General features: G+C 57.8%; 18 protein-coding genes. 3 read left to right on the top strand and 15 right to left on the bottom strand.

What is annotated here, in order from left to right; all coding sequences use genetic code 11:
• Positions 1–112 precede the first annotated feature (112 nt).
• Entirely contained in the window at positions 113–2,296 is a 2,184-nt protein-coding gene (gene glcB, locus U1140_RS00435) for a malate synthase G (protein ID WP_369845468.1), read from the top strand.
• Between the two features lie 169 nt (positions 2,297–2,465).
• Here glcB and U1140_RS00430 read toward each other — a convergent pair whose 3' ends face one another.
• The 5 genes from U1140_RS00430 to U1140_RS00410 all read right to left on the bottom strand — a co-directional run bounded on the left by U1140_RS00430 (position 2,466) and on the right by U1140_RS00410 (position 7,306).
• Positions 2,466–3,221: a DUF1648 domain-containing protein gene (locus tag U1140_RS00430; RefSeq protein ID WP_369845466.1), complete on the bottom strand. Its 756-nt coding sequence runs from the start codon at positions 3,219–3,221 to the stop codon at positions 2,466–2,468.
• On the bottom strand, positions 3,205–4,251 hold the full coding sequence (locus tag U1140_RS00425) for an enoyl-CoA hydratase/isomerase family protein (RefSeq protein WP_369845464.1): 1,047 nt from the start codon (positions 4,249–4,251) through the stop codon (positions 3,205–3,207). The genes U1140_RS00430 and U1140_RS00425 overlap by 17 nt, the downstream gene beginning before the upstream one ends.
• Positions 4,252–4,388: 137 nt before the next feature.
• Positions 4,389–4,712, bottom strand: coding sequence for a putative quinol monooxygenase (locus U1140_RS00420; protein WP_023019748.1), 324 nt, complete (start codon positions 4,710–4,712; stop codon positions 4,389–4,391).
• A 91-nt stretch (positions 4,713–4,803) separates the two neighbouring features.
• Positions 4,804–5,280 (bottom strand): hypothetical protein, encoded by a 477-nt coding sequence (locus U1140_RS00415; protein ID WP_369845462.1) that lies wholly within the window; start codon positions 5,278–5,280, stop codon positions 4,804–4,806.
• A 94-nt stretch (positions 5,281–5,374) separates the two neighbouring features.
• Positions 5,375–7,306 carry an ABC-F family ATP-binding cassette domain-containing protein gene (locus U1140_RS00410; RefSeq protein ID WP_369845460.1) on the bottom strand — a complete coding sequence of 644 codons (1,932 nt, stop codon included), beginning with the start codon at positions 7,304–7,306 and terminating at the stop codon, positions 5,375–5,377.
• Positions 7,307–7,455: 149 nt separating this feature from the next.
• Here U1140_RS00410 and U1140_RS00405 point away from each other — a divergent pair, with 149 nt between their 5' ends.
• Positions 7,456–8,775, top strand: coding sequence for a hypothetical protein (locus tag U1140_RS00405; protein ID WP_369845458.1), 1,320 nt, complete (start codon positions 7,456–7,458; stop codon positions 8,773–8,775).
• Between the two features lie 18 nt (positions 8,776–8,793).
• On the opposite strand, the gene U1140_RS00400 is transcribed toward U1140_RS00405, so the two are convergent.
• From U1140_RS00400 to rsmI, 8 genes are all read right to left on the bottom strand, one after another.
• Complete coding sequence (locus U1140_RS00400) at positions 8,794–9,846, bottom strand: 4-(cytidine 5'-diphospho)-2-C-methyl-D-erythritol kinase (RefSeq protein WP_369845651.1); 1,053 nt, start codon at positions 9,844–9,846, stop codon at positions 8,794–8,796.
• A 6-nt stretch (positions 9,847–9,852) separates the two neighbouring features.
• Positions 9,853–10,767 (bottom strand): 16S rRNA (adenine(1518)-N(6)/adenine(1519)-N(6))-dimethyltransferase RsmA, encoded by a 915-nt coding sequence (gene rsmA / locus U1140_RS00395; protein WP_369845456.1) that lies wholly within the window; start codon positions 10,765–10,767, stop codon positions 9,853–9,855.
• A 19-nt stretch (positions 10,768–10,786) separates the two neighbouring features.
• Positions 10,787–11,944, bottom strand: coding sequence for a transglycosylase family protein (locus U1140_RS00390; protein WP_369845454.1), 1,158 nt, complete (start codon positions 11,942–11,944; stop codon positions 10,787–10,789).
• A gap of 227 nt (positions 11,945–12,171) precedes the next feature.
• The gene (locus U1140_RS00385) at positions 12,172–13,008 is read right to left on the bottom strand and encodes a TatD family hydrolase (RefSeq protein WP_369845452.1); all 837 of its coding nucleotides are present in this window, start codon (positions 13,006–13,008) and stop codon (positions 12,172–12,174) included.
• A gap of 18 nt (positions 13,009–13,026) precedes the next feature.
• Positions 13,027–14,331, bottom strand: a complete 1,305-nt coding sequence (locus U1140_RS00380; RefSeq protein ID WP_369845450.1) for an MFS transporter — start codon at positions 14,329–14,331, stop codon at positions 13,027–13,029.
• 24 nt (positions 14,332–14,355) lie between these two features.
• Positions 14,356–16,197 (bottom strand): methionine--tRNA ligase, encoded by a 1,842-nt coding sequence (metG, locus tag U1140_RS00375; protein ID WP_369845448.1) that lies wholly within the window; start codon positions 16,195–16,197, stop codon positions 14,356–14,358.
• A 79-nt stretch (positions 16,198–16,276) separates the two neighbouring features.
• Positions 16,277–18,130 (bottom strand): BCCT family transporter, encoded by a 1,854-nt coding sequence (locus U1140_RS00370; RefSeq protein WP_369845446.1) that lies wholly within the window; start codon positions 18,128–18,130, stop codon positions 16,277–16,279.
• Between the two features lie 83 nt (positions 18,131–18,213).
• A complete protein-coding gene (rsmI, locus tag U1140_RS00365; RefSeq protein WP_369845445.1) occupies positions 18,214–19,110 on the bottom strand; it encodes a 16S rRNA (cytidine(1402)-2'-O)-methyltransferase in 897 nt (298 codons plus the stop codon).
• Positions 19,111–19,157: 47 nt separating this feature from the next.
• Here rsmI and U1140_RS00360 point away from each other — a divergent pair, with 47 nt between their 5' ends.
• Entirely contained in the window at positions 19,158–20,822 is a 1,665-nt protein-coding gene (locus U1140_RS00360) for a dolichyl-phosphate-mannose--protein mannosyltransferase (RefSeq protein ID WP_369845443.1), read from the top strand.
• On the opposite strand, the gene U1140_RS00355 is transcribed toward U1140_RS00360, so the two are convergent.
• On the bottom strand, positions 20,789–21,499 hold the full coding sequence (locus tag U1140_RS00355) for a zf-HC2 domain-containing protein (protein WP_369845441.1): 711 nt from the start codon (positions 21,497–21,499) through the stop codon (positions 20,789–20,791). The genes U1140_RS00360 and U1140_RS00355 overlap by 34 nt on opposite strands.
• On the bottom strand, positions 21,486–21,896 hold the full coding sequence (locus U1140_RS00350; protein WP_369845439.1) for a DoxX family protein: 411 nt from the start codon (positions 21,894–21,896) through the stop codon (positions 21,486–21,488). The genes U1140_RS00355 and U1140_RS00350 overlap by 14 nt, the downstream gene beginning before the upstream one ends.
• Between the last annotated feature and the right edge of the window lie 41 nt (positions 21,897–21,937).

The following is a 21,937-nucleotide window of genomic DNA, read 5'->3' as shown; positions in this document are numbered from 1 at the left end:
GCGCACATTTTCAGCAAAGATGTAGAGAGCGCGCATGCCACCCAGCTTGTCACTGAGTTGCACGCACTCCACGCCCCTTAAGGGTCTGACCGCGAGGATTAGAAGGAGTTTTATGACTATCGAAGACACCACCCCACGCACAGAGGTTGCAGGCCTCAACGTCGACAACACCCTCTACGAATTCGTCAACGGCACTGTGCTGCCACGCATCGGACTCGATTCGGAGAAATTCTGGAATGGGTTCGCAGACATCATCCGCACCCACACCCCGCGCAACAAAGAGCTGCTGGCACGCCGCGATGAACTGCAAAAGACTCTCGACGAGCACTTCCGCGCTAACCCGGGACAGCCCGATCCAGCCGAACACGAAAAATATCTGCGCGAGATCGGCTACTTGGAAGACAAGCCAGCTGCCTCCGATGTCACCACCGCGAATCTCGACCCAGAAATCGCCGAGGTTGCCGGCCCACAGCTGGTCGTTCCTGTCCTCAACGCGCGCTTCGCCCTCAACGCGGCGAATGCCCGCTGGGGTTCGCTCTACGACGCCTTGTACGGCACCGACGCCATTTCCGAAGAGGGCGGGGCGGAACCGGGTGATTCTTATAACCCGGTGCGCGGCGACAAAGTCATCGCCTGGGCACGCAACTTCCTCGACGAGGTTGCCCCACTAGAAAACGGCTCGCATGCCGACGCAGAATCCTATGCAATTGACGGCGATAAACTGGCCGTCACCGTTAACGGCTCCACCGTCGGTCTTGCGAAGGCAGAGCAACTCGTCGGCTACAACGGCGACAAGTCTTCCCCATCCGAGGTGGTTCTGCGCAACAACGGTCTGCACATCTTGATCCAGATCAACCCAGACCACCCCGTCGGCAAGAGCGACAAGGCGGACGTTTCTGATGTCATCCTGGAATCGGCGACTTCCACCATCATCGATTTCGAGGACTCCGTTGCCGCTGTCGACGGCGAGGACAAGACTCTGGGCTACCACAACTGGTTCGGCCTGAACACCGGTGAGCTGAAAGAAGAGCTGGAAAAAGGTGGCAAGACCATCACCCGTAAGCTCAACGACGACCGCACATACACCGACCTCTCCGGAGGCGAGCAATCCCTGCACGGTCGCGCTTTACTGCTGGTCCGAAACGTCGGACACTTGATGACGAACCCAGCCATCCTGGTCGACGGCGAAGAAGTCTTCGAAGGCATCATGGACGCCGTACTCACCAGTGCGTGTGCCATCCCAGGACTGGCTGCCGATAACACCCACAAAAACTCGCGTGCTGGCTCGATCTACATCGTAAAGCCAAAGCAACACGGCTCTGCCGAGGTCGCGTTCACCAACGACCTGTTTGCCTCCGTCGAAAAGCTGCTCGGTTTGGATAAGAACACCCTGAAGGTGGGCGTTATGGACGAAGAACGTCGTACCTCGGCCAACCTGGCTGCTGCGATCACCGCGGTCAGCGAGCGCGTTGCCTTCATCAACACCGGTTTCTTGGACCGCACGGGCGACGAGATCCACACCTCCATGCAGGCTGGCCCGATGGTGCGCAAGGCTGATATGCAGACCGCACCATGGAAGCAGGCTTACGAAGACATCAACGTCGATACTGGTGTTGCGCTCGGCCTGCCGGGCAAGGCACAGATCGGTAAGGGCATGTGGGCGATGACCGAGCTGATGGCAGACATGCTGGAGAAAAAGATTGGCCAGCTGAACGAAGGCGCATCAACCGCGTGGGTCCCATCACCTACCGGCGCAACTTTGCACGCCACCCACTACCACCACGTCAACGTTCCGCAGGTACAGGAAGAATTCCGTAAGGCCGGCGAACGCGACAACTTCCACAACCTTCTGACCGTCCCGGTTGCTGAAAACCCAGACTGGTCCGATGAGGTGAAGAAAGAAGAAGTCGACAACAACTGCCAGTCCATCCTGGGCTATGTTGTCCGCTGGGTAGAACAGGGTGTTGGTTGTTCCAAGGTCCCAGATCTTTACGACGTCTCCCTGATGGAAGACCGCGCTACCCTGCGTATTTCTTCCCAGTTGCTGGCTAACTGGATTGAGCACGACGTCGTGAGCCGCGATTTCGTCGAGCAAGAGCTGCAGAAGATGGCAGAGGTCGTCGACAAGCAAAACGCTGGCGACGACGCCTACCGCAATATGGCTCCGAACTTTGACGAATCGGTGGCGTTCCAGGCGGCTCGCGACCTGATTTTCAAGGGCACCGAATCTCCATCCGGATACACTGAGCCGATCTTGCACGCTCGTCGTCGTGAGTTCAAAGCGAAAAACAAGTAATTGGTAATTGTGCGCGAGCCGGGTGCACGCAGGCCCGGCACTAAGCGCTAAGGCACCACGGCTCGCAGCACTCTAAAGCTAAGGCCCAGGCTTCTTCATGATGAAGTGCCTGGGCCTTATCCGTCTTCTTGTGCTAATGCCGGGCCAGAAATTATTAGCCTCGGAATCATTAGGCTAGGAATGTCGGCAGCGCCACCATCGCCAAAAGAAACACAGTAAAGATTCCTGCGATCCACCAGGCAGCGCGGTGCGCAAAATTCAGCGTGAAATTCATCCCCGATTCCAGTTCAACCCATAATTTCGGGTTATCCGGGTTGTGATAAAACAATCCGTATTTGAGCTTGTCTCGGGGATCGTCCGGTGGATAGTGCTCATCCAATTCCTGCATGATCCGCGCGCTGCGCACCACAATGCCGAAACCGACTGCGAGAAACGCACCGATAAGCAACCAAATGGCAATTGCCCCGGTGCCCACAACAGGAAACTCAAACAATCCGGTGGTGATGCTGACCAACAGCACCACCACGAGCGCGAAGCTAAACTTGCCCAACATCGGCTGCATCAGCTGCACCAGTAAACGCTGCCGATTAATCGCACGTTCTGGTTTATCGTGCAAGCCATCTTTGGTCTGGTTCGCGATTCCCACCAGAAACCCGCCAGCTCCCGCGCATACTGCCGTAGTAATCGCTGGCCCAAGGCCAACGTGGGCTATCGCTGCCGGAAAAGATTTCGCACTAAAACCATCTGCCGTCCCCGAAGCATCGAAGTGCGTAAACATCGGGTCTGGCACGGCATGCCAGTTAATCCAAATAAAACCCAGCGTGGCAACAATGACTGCTGTACACGCTAGGTACCAGCCGAACTGAAATTTCGGGGGTGGCAGACGGTCGGCTTTGTGACCATCGGTGTCACCGGAGGAGTGCACGGATCGCCTCCACATCAACCTCGGAGACCGCATCCGGCCGGAACTGCGGTTCGTCGTCTTTATCGACCAGCACGCAGCGCACGCCCTCGTCGAAATCCGGACGGCCGCGTAGATATTCACCAACTCGGTATTCGTTATCCAAGGCGTCGGCAAGCGAATCAACCTGGGCGTTCGCCCGGAAGATTTCCGCAGCTGCCACCAGCGAGGTCGGCGATGCATGCTGGAACGTTTCATTGACGCTTGCGACGAATTCTTCGTTGTCGCAGTTTTCCAGTGCGGCTACTACTTCTTCCCAGGTGTCGTGCGCGAATACATCCTCGATGGTCTCGATGTGCTCTGCCAACGGCGCGGTATCCGGGTTGGTATTCGCATATTTTTCCAGCGCAGCCGCGTATCCGGATTCAATAACTGCTTCACGGAAAGCATCTGCATCGTCGGAAGCGATCTGGTGGGTAGCATAGCCGGTCCAGAGCAGATCCGCGGCCTTCATGCGATAGGCGGTCGTCGCCAGGTACAGCGCCAAGGCACGAGACGCCTTGCCTCGAGAGCCGACCATGCGCTGGAAGAAATAGGTCATGCCCACGTCGGTGATAAAGCCAATGAGCATTTCTGGCATCGACACAAAGGTCTTTTCGGTAACCACGCGGTGTGAACCGAAGGCACTAATGCCAGTTCCTCCGCCCATGACCACCCCATCCATGAGTGCAATGAACGGCTTCGGGAACTTATCGATGGCATCGTTGAGTGCATATTCTTTGTGGAAGAACTCGTCGACACCGGCCTTATTACCCCCGAGACCTTGTTCACGTGCCGCGCGTACATCACCACCGGCGCAGAAACCCTTGGGATTGTTGGAATAAATCAGCACTTGTGCGACGGAATCATCCTCCGCCCACGAAGAAAGCGCTTGGTGAATAATCTCCACCATCTCCAGGTTCAGGGAATTCAGCGCCTTCGGGCGGTTGAGTTCAAGAATTCCCGTTCCATTGCGAACAGAAGTAATTACTTGGCGATCCTGTGCATCAGTCATAACACCATTGTGGCACAGATAACGCAATAAAGTGAGGGCTGTAGCACTCCCGCTTCTCTACGGAGACAGGATTAGTACTACAGCCCTCGGGTACAGCGCGTAGTATGAAAGCTACACTACGACTATTTGACCTGGAACTACTTGACCTGGAATTCAGCCATTTCGTCCCACTCGGTCTTACCCTCGATCAGGGTGTTGATAATCTTCGGGGTTTCAACCAGGTACTTTGGCATCTCTTCGGTGGCACGCTGGAAGTGCTCAGAGGTGACGTGGGCTTCCGCACCATCATCGGTGAAGCCTTCCACCAGCATGAAGTGGTTGGCATCCTGGGGGTCGCGGTACCAGTCGAAGAACAGGTTCTTTTCTTCTGCCTGAGTAGCTTCCGTGAACCAGGAAACCTCTTCCAGGAAGTTTTCGGCGTACTCTGGCTTTACTTGGTAAGAAACGTTAATCAAGATCATGTTCTCGATCATACGCTTCATGTAGTTGATGTGTACACATCGCTAGCGCGTGACTACGCACATTTTTCGCTAACGTGTGACTACGCACATTCTAGTGCAAGAAAAATTCCGCCAAGTACACGTTGCCGTGCGCATCAACGCCCGAAACACCAAATCCCTTACCATCACCAGTGCGGTTGGTCGGGTTCAGCAGCCATGCGATGCGCTGGGCAGCTTCCCTCGGAGTCATGCGGTAGATATTGCCGGTACCACGATCGTGCGCAGTATTTCCGCGTCCTACGTTCCCGTGGAACTCCACCTCACCACGGGCGGCCTGGTTAGCCCAGTCCTGGGCAATGCGCTGGGCTTCTTCATTGCGATGGTGGCCCATCGCCATGAGGTGCAACTTCGTGGCCTGTTCCAAACTCCAGGACGCTACGCCAGCGCTGGCATCCGAGGACCCAGCCGTCAATTGTTGCGGCGTGGGCAAAGCAAAAGAAGCAGGCTGCGCCGATGCCGCCGCAGGAATTCCCGCGCCGATCACTGTGGTCGCTGCGAGCGCGGTAAAGAATTTACGTGAGAAAGCCATGCCTTCATGGTGACATACCCTTCGGGCATAATCGCACCTTTAGCCCAGCGTGTTGGCCGGACTCCCCCGAATCAACGACACGTCGACGCGGCAATTATTGTGCATCCAACTTATCAGCCAGCTCCAACCATTCGGCTTCGAGTTCTTCCCGGCGCCCTGCCACCGCAGATTTCTCTTCATTGAGCTCCGTCAACCGCTGCGTGTCGACGTCTTCAGCAGCCGCCGCCATTTTCTCGTCGAGCTGCGCTTCCGACTTCTCCAACTTATCCATCTTGCGCTCCAGCGCACGCATAGCCTTGGTGATCTCGCGTTCTTGCTGGGCAGAAATACCAGACTTGCCGACGCCACCAGCTCCACTGGCTCCACCGGCTCCATTAGCACTAGCCCCAGCACGAGCCGTGTCTGCTTGCGCGGTTCCACGCGCAGCGGCATTTCCCGAACCCGCGTCATCGGCGGCACCCGCTGCCGCGAATCCGCCGGTTTTATTCGGCCCGAGATCTAATGCTCCACGGGGTGCACCGTCACCACTCGCCGCACGTACCTGCAAATATTGCTCGATTCCACCCGGCAGGTGCTGCAGATTTCCATCGCCAAACAAGGCGTAGGCCGCATCGGTGATGCGCTCAATCAAATAGCGATCGTGCGAGACCACGACCAACGTGCCCGGCCACTCATCCAACAACGACTCCAACTCTTGCAAAGTGTCGATATCCAGATCGTTCGTCGGCTCGTCGAGCAGCAAGACATTCGGCTCACTCATCAACACCCTGGTCAACTGCAAGCGTCGGCGTTCACCACCAGAAAGATCGCCCACCGGAGTGCGCTGACGCTTCGGGCTAAACCCAAGACGTTCTGCCAACTGTGAAGCAGAGAGTTCCTTTTTGCCCATGTGCACATAGGCCGCAACGTCTTCGACAGCGTCCAATAAACGACGTTGCGGATCGAGATCATCGAGTTCCTGCCGCAGCCAGCCCAGTCGCACGGTCTGGCCTTCGATGCGTTTACCGGCCGCCAGCTCGTGCTCGCCGGCTAGTGCGCGCAACAGTGTCGTCTTGCCGGAACCGTTCACCCCGACCAACCCGACGCGCTCGCCCGGCGCGAGCCGCCAGGTGAGATCGTCGACAAGCACCTGCCCGTCAGGGGTTTCCAGCCGCGCGTTTTCCAATTCGATGACTTTCCGTCCCAGCCGCTGTTTGGAAAACGACATCAGCTCGACGCTATTGCGCACCGGTGGCACGTCTTTGATCAATGCCTCGGCAGCAGCGATCCGGTATTTCGGCTTCGAGGTACGTGCCGGAGCACCACGGCGCAGCCACGCTAATTCTTTCCGCGCCAGATTTTGCCGGCGTTGTTCGGCTGCCTCTGCCTGGCGTTGACGTTCGGCGCGTGCGAAAATCCAGTCGTTGTAACCGCCGTCGTAAACGTCTACTGTGCCATCGTGGACTTCCCAGGTCAGCTGGGCGACGGTATCTAAAAACCAGCGGTCGTGGGTGACCACCAGGACCGCAACTTTACGACGCAACAGGTGATCGGCCAGCCACTGCACGCCCTCGACATCCAGGTGGTTGGTGGGCTCGTCGAGTACCACCAGGTCGAGATCCTGCACGAGTGCAGCTGCGAGGTTCACCCGGCGCTTCTCCCCTCCTGATAACTGCCCGACTGGAGTATCCAGCCCCAGCTGAGCAACCCCCAGCCCGCCGAGGACGTCGCGTACTTTCGCATTCGATGCCCATTCGAAGGTATCCAGCCCAAGCGGTTCGACGACCGTTTGGCCGATGGTGGCGGCAGGATCTAGTTCTGCGCGTTGAGTGACCACAGCCATGCGCAGATCAGAATTGCGCGCAACACGGCCGCTATCTGGTTCTACTAATCCGGTGAGCACTTCCAGCAAGGTGGTCTTTCCGCCACCGTTAACGCCGACGACACCAATGCGCTGGCCGGATTGCACACCGAGCGAGACGCCGTCGAGAAGCGTTTTCAGGCCGAAAGATTGCGAGATATTTTCTGCATTCAACAGGTTCACCATAATCATTCCATCTTAAATCACGGTGCCGCCCGCACAGACAATAATCTTCTTCCAGCAATCTTCTTCCAGCGCGGCACCCCAGCTCGCCCCCGCCTTGTCACCTCCGCGAGTTTTTGCACAGTAAAATCATTTTCATTACTGTGAAATATATGAAACGACGTATTTTTTCCACTGTGACCATGGCAGTAGCCACGTCTTTTGCTCTTGCTGCTTGCTCCAGCCCAGACGAAGACGCCACCAGCGCCGATCAGACCACCGCCACCTCTGAGGCCAGCGAGTCTGAATCCCACGGCCACGATCACGACGGCCCCGATGCTGACGATGGTGAACTCACCGAAGTCTCCTCCCTGCCGCAGCGTATCGTGCTCTCCCACGACAAAGGCTTGACGACGATCGACCCTTCCACCGGCGAAATCGTTGACGAAGAAGAAATTAAAGGCTTCCACCGTCTGAACCCAGCCGGCGATACCCGCCACCTGTTTGTCTCCGGCAAAGACGGCTTCACCATCTTCGATACCGGTGCCGTTACCCAGCCGCACGGCGATCACAACCACTACTACGAGAAGTCACCAGAACTGACTGATGCCATTTTGGCCGCCGAGAAGCCAGGCCACGTCGTCCAGCACGACGGTAAGACTGCGCTTTTCGACGACGGCACCGGCGATATCACCATCTTCGACAATGACGAGCTGCAAGACGGCACCACCTCGATGCGCCCAGCACACCTGATCACCGCAGAGTCCGGCGATCCACACCACGGTGTTGCAGTTCCTTTCGAAGACGGTAGCTACCTCACCACCGTCGGCACGGAAGATGAGCGCCACCGCATCGAATACCGCAGCCTGGACAACGAGGTCCTGGCTTCCACCGATGATTGCCCAGGCATCCATGGTGAGGCAGTTGCAGAAGGCGGCAACGTGGCCTTCGGCTGCACCAACGGACCAGTCGTGTTCGACGTGGAAGACGAGGAATTCCACAAGGTCGATGCCAGCGACATCTGGACCGACGGCTACCAGCGCTCCGGCAACCTGGCAGGCAGCGAAGCATCGCCTATTGTCCTCGGCGATAACAAGACCGACGAGGACGCCGAACAAGAACGCCCAACCTCGGTCGCGTTGATCGATACCCGCGACTACTCGATCAAGAAGGTTGATCTGGAAGATTCCTACTGGTTCCGTTCGCTGGGTCGCACCGCCGATGGCGACGGTGTTGTCTTGACCTACGACGGCTACCTGAACATCATTGATGTCGAATCCGGTGAGGTAACCGACCGCATCGAAGTCATCGAACCTTGGGAAGAAAAGGAAGAGTGGCAAGAGCCTGGTCCGATCCTGAAGGTGGATGGCGATATTGCGTATGTCACCGACGCCGAAAACAAAGAATTCCTGATGGTTGACCTGAAGGACGGCGAAGTAGTCACCCGCACTGAACTCGACTTCGCACCAGTCGAAATGGGTGTAGCGAAATAATGTAGCCCCGTAGCAGAGTTAATTCTCTATGAGCTCTGCACGACCAGCCGGGCTCGTGGCAACAATGCCACGGGTACCGGCTATTGTCTTTTCTACCTCGCGTGTAACCTGGCGCGCAGTTGCCACATCGGTGCACAAAAACGCGCAGGTAGGCCCCGACCCAGAAACGATGCCGGTCAGCGCTCCCGCTTGGATGCCCACGCGCAAGACCTCGCGCAAATCCGGCCGCACGTGCACGGCCGCCGCTTGCAAATCGTTACGTAACAACCCAGCGACGCGCTGCACATTTCCTTCCTGCAGCGCAGCCGCCAGCTTCCTCGTTTCCTCTGGACTCGGGTAAGTTGCGCACGCCTTATCCTGAGCTAGAGCTTGTGACTGTGGGCCGTGCTCCGAAAGTTCGTCGAAGACGCCAAACACCCGCGGCGTCGACAAGCCCTGCTCATGCGCCACCAAAGCCCAACAGAAAGTGCCGACGGTGGGCACGCCATGTAATTTTTCGCCTCTGCCCTGCCCTAAAGCAGTATGCCCGTGCAGGCAGAAGGGAATATCAGATCCCAGCTGGGCTGCAAGCTCATGCACAACATTCTCATCGAGCTCGGCAACCCCAGCATGATCGGCGAACAGCGCATTGGCTGCACGTAATGCCGCTGCTGCATCAGCAGATCCGCCGGCCATGCCACCTGCTACGGGGATCGATTTTTCAATAGCAACAGCCACCTGCGGCAGTGCGAGCTCAATGCCGTGAGCAGCGCGCAGGGCATCTGCGACCGCATCCACTGCTTGCCAAGCAAGGTTCGAAGAATCCGTGGGTACTGCTGCACAATCGTTGCCGGTTACCACCAGCGAGTGCACCTGGGAAGCAGGATCGCCAGATTCGCTCTCACTGTCGGTACTACTGTCGACGACGGACAAGCGCACCGTATCGGAAAGATCCAGAGACTGAAAAATCGTCACGAGCTCATGAAAGCCATCTGCACGTGCGGGCCCCACCGCCAAATGCAGATTCACCTTGGCAAATGCACGGGCCGTATACGAATTTGCTCGTGCGAATTGTGTCGAATATTCGCCCACCACGACTTAGCCTTCCCCTCCAAGACGCACGAAATCTGCAACGCTGAGTTTCTCGCCCCTTAAACTCGGGTCAATAGCTGCCGCGCGCAATGCATCTTCGGCAGCCTGCGCAGAACCGTAATGCTTGGATAATGCTGCGCGTAGCGTTTTACGCCGCTGCCCGAATGCCGCGTCCACCAGGGGGAACACGGCTTTCCGCGAATCATCGGTGATCGGCCAGGGCTGCGAATCTGCGGGATAACGTTCGATGCGCACCAAGCCTGATTTTATCGTCGGTGCAGGCCAGAACACATGTTCTGCGATTGTGCCAGCACGGTTAACCTCGCCATAGAAGCTGGCTTTGACACTCGGTACACCATAGATTTTGTTCCCCGGCTGAGCCGCCAGACGGTCGGCAACTTCTGCCTGCACCATCACCAACACGCGGCTAATGCTCGGAAACTGCGCCAACAAGTGCAACAACACAGGAACTGCAACGTTGTACGGCAGATTCGCCACGAGAGCGGTGGGTGCACCGATGGATTCCGGTGATGCTGCTGCCACCTGCTCCGGAGTAACGCGCAGTGCATCGGTGGTCACCAAAGAAAAATGTGCAGCGAGCTCTCCAGCACGGGTCGCCACTGTTTCGGGCAGCTTCGCCGCCAGGCGCTCATCAATTTCGATAGCCGTAACGTGGGCAGCGACATCCAACAAACCGAGCGTCAACGAACCGAGCCCCGGACCGACCTCGAGCACGTGGTCGTCGGCGCGCACCTTTGCCGTATCGACGATGCGCCGAACAGTGTTGGCATCGTGGACAAAGTTTTGCCCGAGTTTTTTCGTTGGGACGATGCCGATTTCGTCGGCAAGAGCCCGGATTTCAACCGGGCCTAATAGCTCTACCGTGCCAAGATTGTCGGCGCTCGCCTCATCATGTGCCATGCCGGTAGTTTAACAGCAGTTAGCGCAGACCCATCTTCGCTGTGCATGCAGGCCAGGCGCCCCAGCCTTGCGCGGCTTGAGTCTTCTTCGCAATCTCGATCTGTTGCTCACGCGTGGCAAGATCTGCGGTGGGCGCATATGCGGTTCCGCCGTACGCGGCCCAGGTGCCAGCGTTGAACTGCAGTCCGCCGTGGTAACCGTTTCCGGTGTTGATCGACCAATTTCCGTTGGATTCACAGGCGGCAAGTTCATCCCAGACCGATCCTCCAGCTACCGCCGGTGCTGCTGGTGCCGACGGCGCAGGCTTCGTGCCCCGGGAAATCACGCGTGGCTGCGCAGGAACGGTTTCGTGCTCATCGACTCGTTCGATGGATTCTTCGTGACCATTGACGAACTTCTTGCGCAGAACTACCTCGCGGTGGCCTTGCACACCGGCTTCAACGACGTGCTCATCACCTTCGGGCAGATTCGCGTCGTCATGGTAAACCACCTCGGGTTCGATCGGCTCACCGATGCGCTCATCTTCGAAGTTCACACGATCGATCACGACTTCCATGCCGGTGGTGAGTTTGGCGTCTTCCGGCAGGTGCAGGCGGTCGAATTCGCCGAGTTGAATATCGCGCGCGTCAAGCAGCTCGCCGACGGTACGTACTGCCTGCTGCGTGTACACGGTTTTGCCGCCATCGGTGATGGCAACGATCTTCGGCACAACCGCTTCTAGCTTCATGCCGGTAGTCAGCTCATCGTCGCCAAGCACCTCTTTGCCATTGGCCAGCAATTTGGCGTTGCGGTGCAGACCGTCGATCTCGCTGCGCAGCTCACCGATAGTGCTTGCGGTCGTGGTCAGTTCAGTATCTGCCCCATCGATGGTGACAGCGACAGGCTTGGTGGTGCGCACCGTGATGGTATCGCCTTCGTGGACATCCTCCGATAATGCCGGTGAAATGACATCATGCGCGCCAAGCTCCAGGTCGGCGTCGGCAAGCGCAGCTTCAACGTCGCTGGCGAAGGTGGAAAGCTCAATCATCTCGCCATTAGCATCGACGACGATGTCTTTGTGGGCATTCAACCCGACGACACCACCCACCAACAGCGCGCCTACGACGCCCCCGGTGGCAAGACGCAATGGCGTTGAGGCGTTGTTGTTGATCCGCTGGACCTGCTTGGTGGTAGACATGCGCTTCCTTAAAATTCTCACGTGATGTGAACCCTCGAGCACACGAAAGATTCACAGATAATGCAACGACAGTAACAATACGGTAACGAGTCAGCGTGTTGCGAAACGCGAAGAAATCTCATTCATCACATATTTCACAGCTCACCCACAGTTCACCAACGCCACTTTCAGAACAGCTACGCTGGCACAACCAAGCTTGTGTAATTTGTCACAACCTACGTCCAGTGCTAATCGTCCGCTAAGCCGTACACGCGGTGGTACGTCGCACGAACCTCGGCAGCGAGTTCTTCTGGGGTTTGCCCACGCTGCTGCGCAACGCACAGTGCAGTATGCCCCACCAGTGAAGGCTCGTTCGGTGCACCGCGAAACGGCTCTGGCGTCATAAACGGAGCATCGGTTTCAATCAGCAACTGCCCTGCGGGCACCAACGCGGCAGCTTGGCGTAATTCCTCGTTGCGCTTGAAAGTCACATTGCCAGCGAAACTCAGAATCCACCCGCGCTCGATGGCTTCTTTCGCCATCGCTACCGGCGAAGAAAAACAATGCAGCATCACCTGCGGTGGCGCCGGTTCGTCGTCAAGAATGCGCAACAAATCTGCGTCGGCTTCTCGGTTATGAATCATCAACGTTTTCCCCACCTCGCGCGCCAACTGGGTATGCCAGCGCAGAGAGGCTTCCTGCCGTTCCAAACTCGCAGTGGTCTCGGGAGAATGAGTTATCCAATAGGTATCCAGGCCGGTTTCACCGATCGCGACGCAGTTTTCATCACGTGCCATCTGCTGCAAGCGAGCTTTGGCTGCGTCGTCAAGCTGGTCCGCTTTGGTTGGGTGAATCGCGCAGGCAGCATGCAGATTAGGATATTTTTGCGCCGCGCGCAGCGCCTGTTCGGCCTCGGCTAAGTCATCACCAACCGTGCACATCTCTCCGACACCGCCGCTGATCGCCCGTTCCAGAAGCTCTTCTACGCTGGCATCCCGGCATGAGGTCAAGTGAGTGTGTGCATCAACGATGCCAGTGATTTCGGGGGCAGGAAACGGTTGGGGGCGCGACTTCTTTTTCGACATAATCTCCCAGTTTAACGGTTAAACGGCCGGTTCTGACTGCGCAGCCTGCACCAACTCGTCTTCAATAAAGACTTTCTTGCCTGCCCGGTAGCCCAGCGCGGACATGCCCACGCCAGTCAGTGCCATCACGAGCAAAATCAACAGCCACTGGCCGGTGGCTTGGTAGACAAATCCGATCAACAACGGGAGCAAGCCGGCCATCAAATAGCCATAGGGCTGCACGAACCCCGACAATCGTGCGGTGACTTCTGGTGTGCGTGTGCGCGCTGCCAACAACGCGAGGATCGTCGGGAAACACATCCCGCCCAGCCCCAGCACAATCGCCCAGAGATCGGGGGCATGCGCACCCGCGAAAATAATTCCCACGTAGCCACCGGTGGTCAGCACGCCAAAGACAACGATCAACGGGCGCAGATCACGAATGCGCGCCACCACAAAAGGCATGCTCACACCACCGACGACGTTGACGCAGCCGAGCACGGCCAATGCCACCGCGGCTCGTCCTGGGGCAACGCCCTGATCGATGTACATCTGCGGCAACCAACCCATTTGCACATACGCATTCGAAGACTGCAGACCGAACAGCACCATCATGGCCACCGCTGTGGGCGAACGCCATAGCGAGGTTTTTTCCAGGGCAAGATCTTCACTGTCTTGGTCTTGGTCGTCTTGGATTGTTTGGCCGCGCTGTTTTTGCTGTGGCTTGGCAGGCTTATCGACGCCGACCCGAGCGACGACAATCACCCACACCACAAGCTGGATCGCTGCGAGCACCGCCCAGGCTCCCAGCGCCAGGCGCCAGGCGTTGTCCCCGGAAAACCACAACGCGCTCAGTGGCGCGACGGCCCCGGACAAGCCCAAAAAACCGGAATAACACGACATCAACACCACAGAGCGGCGCGGAGCATGCTGTTTAATCCACGCCGGCAGCAGCACGTTCAATAACGCGATACCGGCGACCACCAGCGCGGTCAAGACGATAAACGTGGCAATTCCGCCGGGGACATACTCTCCGATCAGCGGTCGCAGCGACAGACCAACAAACATGGCAACCATGCCTGCCAACAAGGTCGTCGACAGCCCACACCGGCGAGCGATCGGCACTGCTGCCAACCCCATTATCGCGAATGCGAATCCCGGCATCGCAGTCAGCACGCCGGCCACCGAAGCCGGTGCAGCGAATGCCGCCATCACTGGCTCGAGCACGGCACCCAGTGAAGAAATGCCCGCACGCAAGTTCGCCGCAGCGGAAACCACTGCGGCGAAAGCCAAAGGCGCGATAATTAAAGAAGTTTTCGGCTGCTTGGTGCTCGTGGTACTCACCTTCTTACGCGGCGCTGTAATTTTCTAGTCTTCTGCATCAGCAACCGGAGTCCACGACGGGCCAGTCTCGCCGAGCTCAGGGTCCAGCTTCGCAATCAGCGGCTTCGGCTTAGCCAAAGCGGTTCCCGGAGCAACGTCTACGCGTTTCCAGGTCGCTGCCTGCGCATCATAATCGCCGGTAATCGCCGGGTATTTCTGTCCCTTGTCTGGCACGCCCACGCCGACGAGCTCGACGTCGTAGTCATCGACAACTTCCACGATCTCTGGCTGTGCCGCCCAGACATCATCACGTCCCAACGTCTCATGCACGCGCTGCGCCAAGTGTGGCAAATAAGGCGTCAGCAGCACGTTGCAGTCAGAAACAACCTGCAGAGCTGTCCACAGAACCGTCGCCAAGCGTTCGCGCTGGGATTCGTCTTTCGCCAGCTTCCATGGTTCGTTTTCTGCGATATAGGCATTCGCCTCGCCGACGATGTGCATAGCGTGGGTAATACCGGCTTTGAACTTGGAGCGAGACAAGGCATCACCGACGACGTCGAATGCGTTGTTCGCCAAATCCAGGATGCGACGATCGCTATCGTTCAGCTCGCCAGGTTCTGGCACTTCACCAAAGTTTTTGTGCGCCATCGACACCGTGCGGTTGACCAGGTTGCCCCAACCATTTGCGAGCTCATTGTTGATGCGGCGGACGAACTCGTCCCAGGTGAAATCTGCGTCGTTATTTTCTGGGCCAGCCACCGCAATGAAATAACGCAGCGGGTCTGGGCCGAATTCTTCCAAGAAGTCCTTGACGTAGATAACCACGCCCTTCGACGAGGAGAACTTGGAACCGGACATCGTCAAAAATTCCGAAGAAACGATTTCCGTCGGCAAGTTGATCTCGCCGTAACGGTGTTCCTCGCCACCCTTGGCACCCTTGCCGGCATAGCCCAGCAGCTGCGCAGGCCAGATCTGCGAGTGGAAGGTGATGTTGTCTTTACCCTGGAAATAATAAGACTTGGTTGTAGGATCCAGCCAGAACTGCTTCCACGCATCAGGGTCTCCGGTGCACTGCGCCCATTCGAGCGAAGCAGACAGGTAGCCAATCACGGCATCGAACCAAACGTAGAGCTTTTTCGCGTTGTTGTTTTCCCAGCCTTCGATCGGCACGGGCACGCCCCAGTCGATATCGCGGGTCATCGCGCGCGGACGCATATCTGCCAACAGGTTTTGCGAGAACTTCAATACGTTCGGGCGCCAGCCTTCACGGGTAGAAAGCCACTCGCGCAATGCGTCGGCAAGTGCCGGAAGATCCAGCAAAAAGTGTTCGGTTTCGCGGAAGACCGGGGTCTCACCGTTGATCTTAGAGACCGGGTCGATCAGGTCAGCCGGGTCCAATTGGTTGCCGCAGTTATCACACTGATCGCCGCGAGCGCCGTCGGCATCACAGATTGGGCAGGTGCCTTCAATGTAGCGGTCCGGCAGTGTGCGCCCCGTCGACGGTGATACCGCTCCCATGGTGGTTTCTTTCACCATATAGCCGTTGGTGTACAGGCCTTTGAACAGCTCCTGCACGGTGGCGTAGTGGGTACGGGTAACGGTGCGGGTAAACCAGTCATAGGACAGGCCAAGCCCCCGCAGGTCTTCGACGATCTGTCGGTTATAGCGGTCGGCCAACTCGCGGACGGAGACGCCTTCTTTATCCGCCTGCACCAACAGCGGAGTGCCGTGTTCATCAGTACCTGAAACCATCAGGACATTGTTGCCACGCATTCGCTGAAAGCGCGCGAATACATCGGAAGGTACGCCAAATCCTGCGACGTGTCCGATATGACGGGGGCCGTTGGCATACGGCCAGGCAACATTCACAAGCACATTTTCAGACATGCCCTCCAGCATAATTGAACCCCGGCACCACATGGTTACCGGGGTTCATAGAATTCACAGGATCTTCAGCACAAGGGCTTTAGCGGTTTTTGCGCATCGCGTCTGGCTTCAAGCTATCCAGGCGCTGCGCACGACGCTCCTTCAACTCTGCGGTGCGGTGTGCTTCGCGGGTCAAGCGACGCTCACGAGCCAGCTTCCGGGCGAAGGCTTGGTGTTCTTTCTGCTCGACGTAGATGACGTCGTTACGCAGGTCTTTCACCAGGCTGAACATCAGACCAATGATGATCAACAGGAATGGCGAGGCGGCAACGATGGTCACCGACTGCAGCGAATCCAGTGCGTCTTCGCCACCGCCAATGAGCATGGTCAGACCGACAGCAGCGGTCAACACACCCCAGGTAGCCGACAGCCACGGGGTTGCAACCATGCGACCACGCTGCGACATCGACCCCATCACCGTCGAAGCCGAGTCAGCCGAGGTGATGAAGAACGTTGCCAACAGCACCATCGCGACGATCGAGGCGATCGAGCCCAGCGGCAGCTGATCAAACATGTTGAACAGCATGTTTTCCGTGGTGCCGTCTCCGTAGACGACGCCCTCGTTTTCGCGCTCCAAGTCGATGGCGGTACCACCGAAGATCGCGAACCAGATGGTCGAGACACCAGACGGGATCAACAGCACGCCAACGCAGAATTCTCGAACCGAACGGCCACGGGAGATGCGAGCCAAGAACATACCGACGAACGGCGACCAGGAAACCCACCAAGCCCAGTAGAAGATCGTCCACGACGAGCTGAAGTCTGCGGCTGCTTCACCATTTTCTGCGGTGCGGCCTGCCATCATGAGGAAGTTTTCCAGGTATGAGCCGAGCGAGCCTGGGATCAGGTTCAGCTGGACGACGGTGGGCCCGACAACGAAGACGAAGATTGCCAGAATGGCAGCCAGAATCAGGTTTGCGTTCGACAGGTATTGGATGCCCTTGCCGACGCCCGACAATGCCGACAGGATGAAGGCCAAGGTCAGTACCAGAACGATACCGATGACGACGGACATCGAAGGATCGTCAATGATGCCGGAGGCCGACAGCCCCGCCTGGATCTGCAATGCACCGAGTCCCAGCGAACAAGCGGTACCGAACACGGTGGCAAAAATCGACAGGATGTCGATGAAGCGCCCCAGGCCACCGGCAGCGGCCTTTTCTCCAATAAGCGGCACGAACGCCGAGGACAACAGCTGTTTACGCCCCACACGGAACGTGGAATAGGCGATGGCCAAGCCGACGATGGAATAAATCGCCCATGGGTGCAGCGTCCAGTGGAACATCGCCTGCGCCATCGCGCCACCAACTGGGTCATTATCGATGCCCGGTACACCGTCGTTGTAGAAGAACGTTGGCTCCGCAGCGCCGAAGAACATCAGACCGATGCCCATGCCCGCCGCGAACATCATCGCGATCCAAGAAATTGTATTGAATTCGGGTTCTTCGTTAATCGAGCCCAGCTTGATCGCACCAAATTTCGAGGCCGCGACAGCCACAACGAAAATCACGAAAATCGTGGTAAACAGCATGAATGCCCAGCCGAAATTATCGATAATCCAGCCGAAAGCACTGCTCGAAAAATCGTTGAAGGACTCGGTAAAAGCCAAGCCCCACACAACCGTAGCCAGCACCAAAATGCCTGCTGGAAGAACGACCCGCCAGTCGATCGAGGTGTCGCTGGTTTCGGAAGCAAGCTCCACAGAATCCTCGACACGGCTGACCGCAACTTCGTCTTCGTGCTCCAGCATAAAAGCGATCTGCCGGGTGGCAGATAGCTCATTGAGATCATCACGGACGAGATTTGCGTCCGTCGTCAGCTGCGGCTCATCCTGAGCTACATCAGCGTCATCGCGTTTGGCGTCATCAGCGCCTGGTGATTCGGGTTTAGTCATAGCGTCTAGAGTGACTGAAAAATCCCCGGCAATCAAATTAGGAAAAGCTGGAAATTCCACAAACTGCGCTGCAGCGCATCATTTTATCCGCGTTCGTCGCGTGCACGCACATACGCGTCGTAAAGCTCGCGGTTGGAATGCGCAGTCCAGGTACCGATTTGTTTGCACGCTGCTTTCAAGCGCATGCCGCCGTCGACAAGCTCACTGACGCGAGCAAGCGCATCATCGAGCGTGATCTCCGGTTGTTCCCCGCCTTCAATGACCACCGTGATTTCGCCCTTCACCCCAGAAGCCGCCCACTCGGCCAATTCTGCCAACGGAGCTTGTTTGACTTCTTCATAGAGCTTCGTCAGCTCGCGGCATACTGCCCCGCGTCGATCCGGGCCCAAAATTTCCGCGGCAAGATGCAGCGTGTCTGCCAGCCGATGCGGAGATTCGAAAAAACACACCGCCCGGCGCTCACTACGCAGCAACTCCAACCAACTACGACGCGTTCCATCTTTGCGCGGGGCGAAGCCATCAAAAATAAATTTGCCGACGTTCAGCCCGCACAGAGCCAATGCCGTCGGTACCGCAGAAGGCCCCGGTATCGCCGTCACCGGCACCCCGGCCTGGTGCGCGGCCGCCACGATATTGTGCCCAGGGTCTGAGACCACCGGCATCCCCGCATCACTAACCACCAGCACGCTCGATGTGCGCGCCGCCCGCAATAGCTCCTCGACGCGCCCAGCCTCATTGTGATCAAAATTCGAGATCACCTTCGCCCGCAGCTCCACACCCAAAGCGTTGGCAAGGTTGCGCAGCCTGCGGGTATCTTCTGCCGCGATCACGTGCGCTTGTTCCAAGGCCTTAATCAACCGCGGCGAGGCGTCGCCAAGATTTCCCAACGGGGTTGCCGCCACGATGATACCGTGCGGCAAGTGCTGTTCGGTGCCCTGCTCGGCAGGATGTGCGGTGGAGTCGTGGGGTTGTTGTTTCACACTTCCAGAATGGCACAGCAGTTTCTCGTTGGCCTAAACTTAGCCGGGTGACTGCCGTTGCTGACCACCCGACCGCCAATCCCGCGCATGCGCGTCGTCTACGACCTTTCACAGAGTCGCAGCGCAACCGAACACCGCTTGACCGGCGCGATGGCTATGCACTGCTCTGTATCGGAATATTGGCCGCGATCACCCGTTTTATTGGACTGTCCCACCCGGTGTCGTCGGGAACCCCGATTTTCGACGAAAAACACTACGTACCCCAGGCCTGGGACATCGTGCGCAGCTGGGAACACCTGCTGATCGGCGGCATTGAGTCCAACCCGGGCTACGGCTTGGTGGTCCATCCCCCGCTGGCGAAGCAGATTATTGCGTTAGCAGAATTCGTTTTCGGCTATTCCCCGTGGGGCTGGCGTGCGATGGCCGCGGCTTTCGGCACCGCCGTTGTGATCGTGACTATGCTGTTGGCGCGTGAACTGACCCAATCGTGGAAGGTCGGCGCTTTCGCCGGCATTATCGCAACGTTCGACGGCGTATTACTGGTGAGTTCCCGGTTTGGCATGCTGGATATTTTCCAGGTGTTTTTTATCATTGCCGCAGCTTGGATGCTCGCCCGCGATCACCGCGAGATGCGCGCGCGTATGCATCGCGCCTGGCAGACACTTGTCGACGACAACATAACGGCTGGTAACGGCCGCACATTCACCTCGGCGGATAAGCCGGGAAACAACGCCTGGAATTCGCGTTTCGGCCCACGCTTCGGCGTGCGCTGGTGGCGGTTTGGCGCCGGGATCATGCTCGGCTGCGCACTCGCAATCAAGTGGTCAGGCTTGTACTACATCGCCTTTTTTGGCTTGTTCTGCGTGCTTGGCGATCTCATAATTCGCCGACGTTACGGAGTCACACGCCCGTACTCGGCAGTCTGGTTCCGGGACATTCCTGCTGCTTTGGCCTCGTTGGTCGCTGTGCCGGTGCTGCTGTACCTCTGGAGCTGGCGCGCCTGGTTTGCCAGCGAAACCGCGGTCTATCGACACGCCGCGGTCGATGGCACCATCGAGGATGGCTCCTGGCTGCATTCGCTTCCAGATACAGTGGCCAGCTGGCTGTACTACCACCAATCGGTGCTGGAATTTCACTCCACGCTGACTAGCTCAGGCGGGCACACGCACCCGTGGGATTCCAAACCATGGGCCTGGCTAGCAGGGCTACGGCCGATTCTGTACTACTCCAACACGGAACTGGATTGTCCACTCGGCGGTAGTGAAGCGGGCTGCCGGCAAATGTTGTTCTTATTCGGCACCCCGGCGATCTGGTGGCTGATCGTCCCCGGATTGCTGTGGGCTGTCTGGGCGCTTGTCGTGCGCGGCGAACGTGCGTTTGCCTGGCCGCTGGTTGGTTTTGCCGCCGGGTTTATCCCGTGGTTGGCAGCGTATGACCGGCAGATGTATTTCTTTTATGCCGCGGCCTTTATTCCGTTCGTCATCGTCATTTATGCGATCATTCTCGGCCATCTGGCACACCGCGGACGGTATGTTCGGTGGCGTTTGCTAGTGCACTTGACGGGACGCGAACTGACCGTCGGCAGTCTCGTCGTCATTGTTTACTTGGCGACGGTCGTCGGCATGTTCATCTATTACTCGCCGATTCTTTACGCCTTAACGATTACCGACGGCTGGTATCACTCGCTGATGTGGTTGCCCAGCTGGACGTAACGGTGCTGCACATAGCGGTAACGCACCCACAGCCACGCCGTCGCCAGCGCACTGCAGATCAACATGACGATGAGCAGAATTTGTTGCCCGCTGGCAACACCAAGAACAACATCACGGATAGTGAAGCCGGTCAGGAACATGCCCATGGCTCCGACCACCGGCATCACACCCGTTGCCCAATAAGGACGCCACGCTGCAGCGAGCAAGCCGAGTGAAACGCCTGCCCGCAGCGCCGCGCCCTCGATCAGTGCGGTAGCCAGTTCTGGGTCCGCTGACGGATCCCACACCGCATCGCCCTGCACATCAAGCGATTGCGGGATCAACCCACCGGATGCGATCACCAGAACCGCCGCCCATACGCCAAAGCCGATGCCGCAGACCAACAACACCAAGCGCGCAATGATCGTGTTCAGTGCAGCCTTGCGAGCGGACCGACGCCAAGCCGGTTCTACCCCGGCGAGAATACTGTCGCTGAGTTGTTGCGGCGGGTTAAAACCTGCTCTGGTGGCATCGCTGGCCTGATGCATACTGCGCGTGAGCGCGAGAGCGCGAGACTGAAAGCGTTGGCATTCCTCGCATCCTGAAAGGTGAGCATCCAGAATCTCGTCGTCAATGCCGGTCGGTTCCCCATCAATCCGAGCCGACAAGGCAGTTTGGATTTCTTCATGATTCGGCACGTGCCAACACCCCGTCCACACTGGCGCGGCCAGCACCGAAAACGACGATCACCAACAACAGCGTGAAAAACATCAGCATCGGCTCGTAGCTGGGCTGGTCGCCCAAAAACTCGATACCGCCCAGGAAATACTGCATGACCGCGGCTGCGACGAACAACACCCCGGCAACAAACGTCGTCAAGAGCCCGACGACCAAAGCCGCCCCCAGGAAAACCTCCAGCAACATGACGACCCAGGCAACCACGGCAGGAGCCGGTACGGCTTGGGCGGAATAGCTACCAATAACTTCATCCATGCCGCGGAAAAACAGCTTATCCAGCCCCCGGATAATGCAAATGATGCCGACGACTATGCGTACGAGCAGCAACATGGCATCACGGATTGCGGGCTTATGCATGCTCACTAGACTACCCCGGCACATCGGTGGGAACCGAACAC

Origin of the sequence: Corynebacterium drakensteinense, from assembly GCF_041224285.1 — a bacterium.
In the GTDB taxonomy this organism is placed as follows: Bacteria; Actinomycetota; Actinomycetes; order Mycobacteriales; family Mycobacteriaceae; genus Corynebacterium.
Note: the sequence above shows the minus strand (reverse complement) of the source record. Positions and strands in the feature narration are given on the sequence as shown.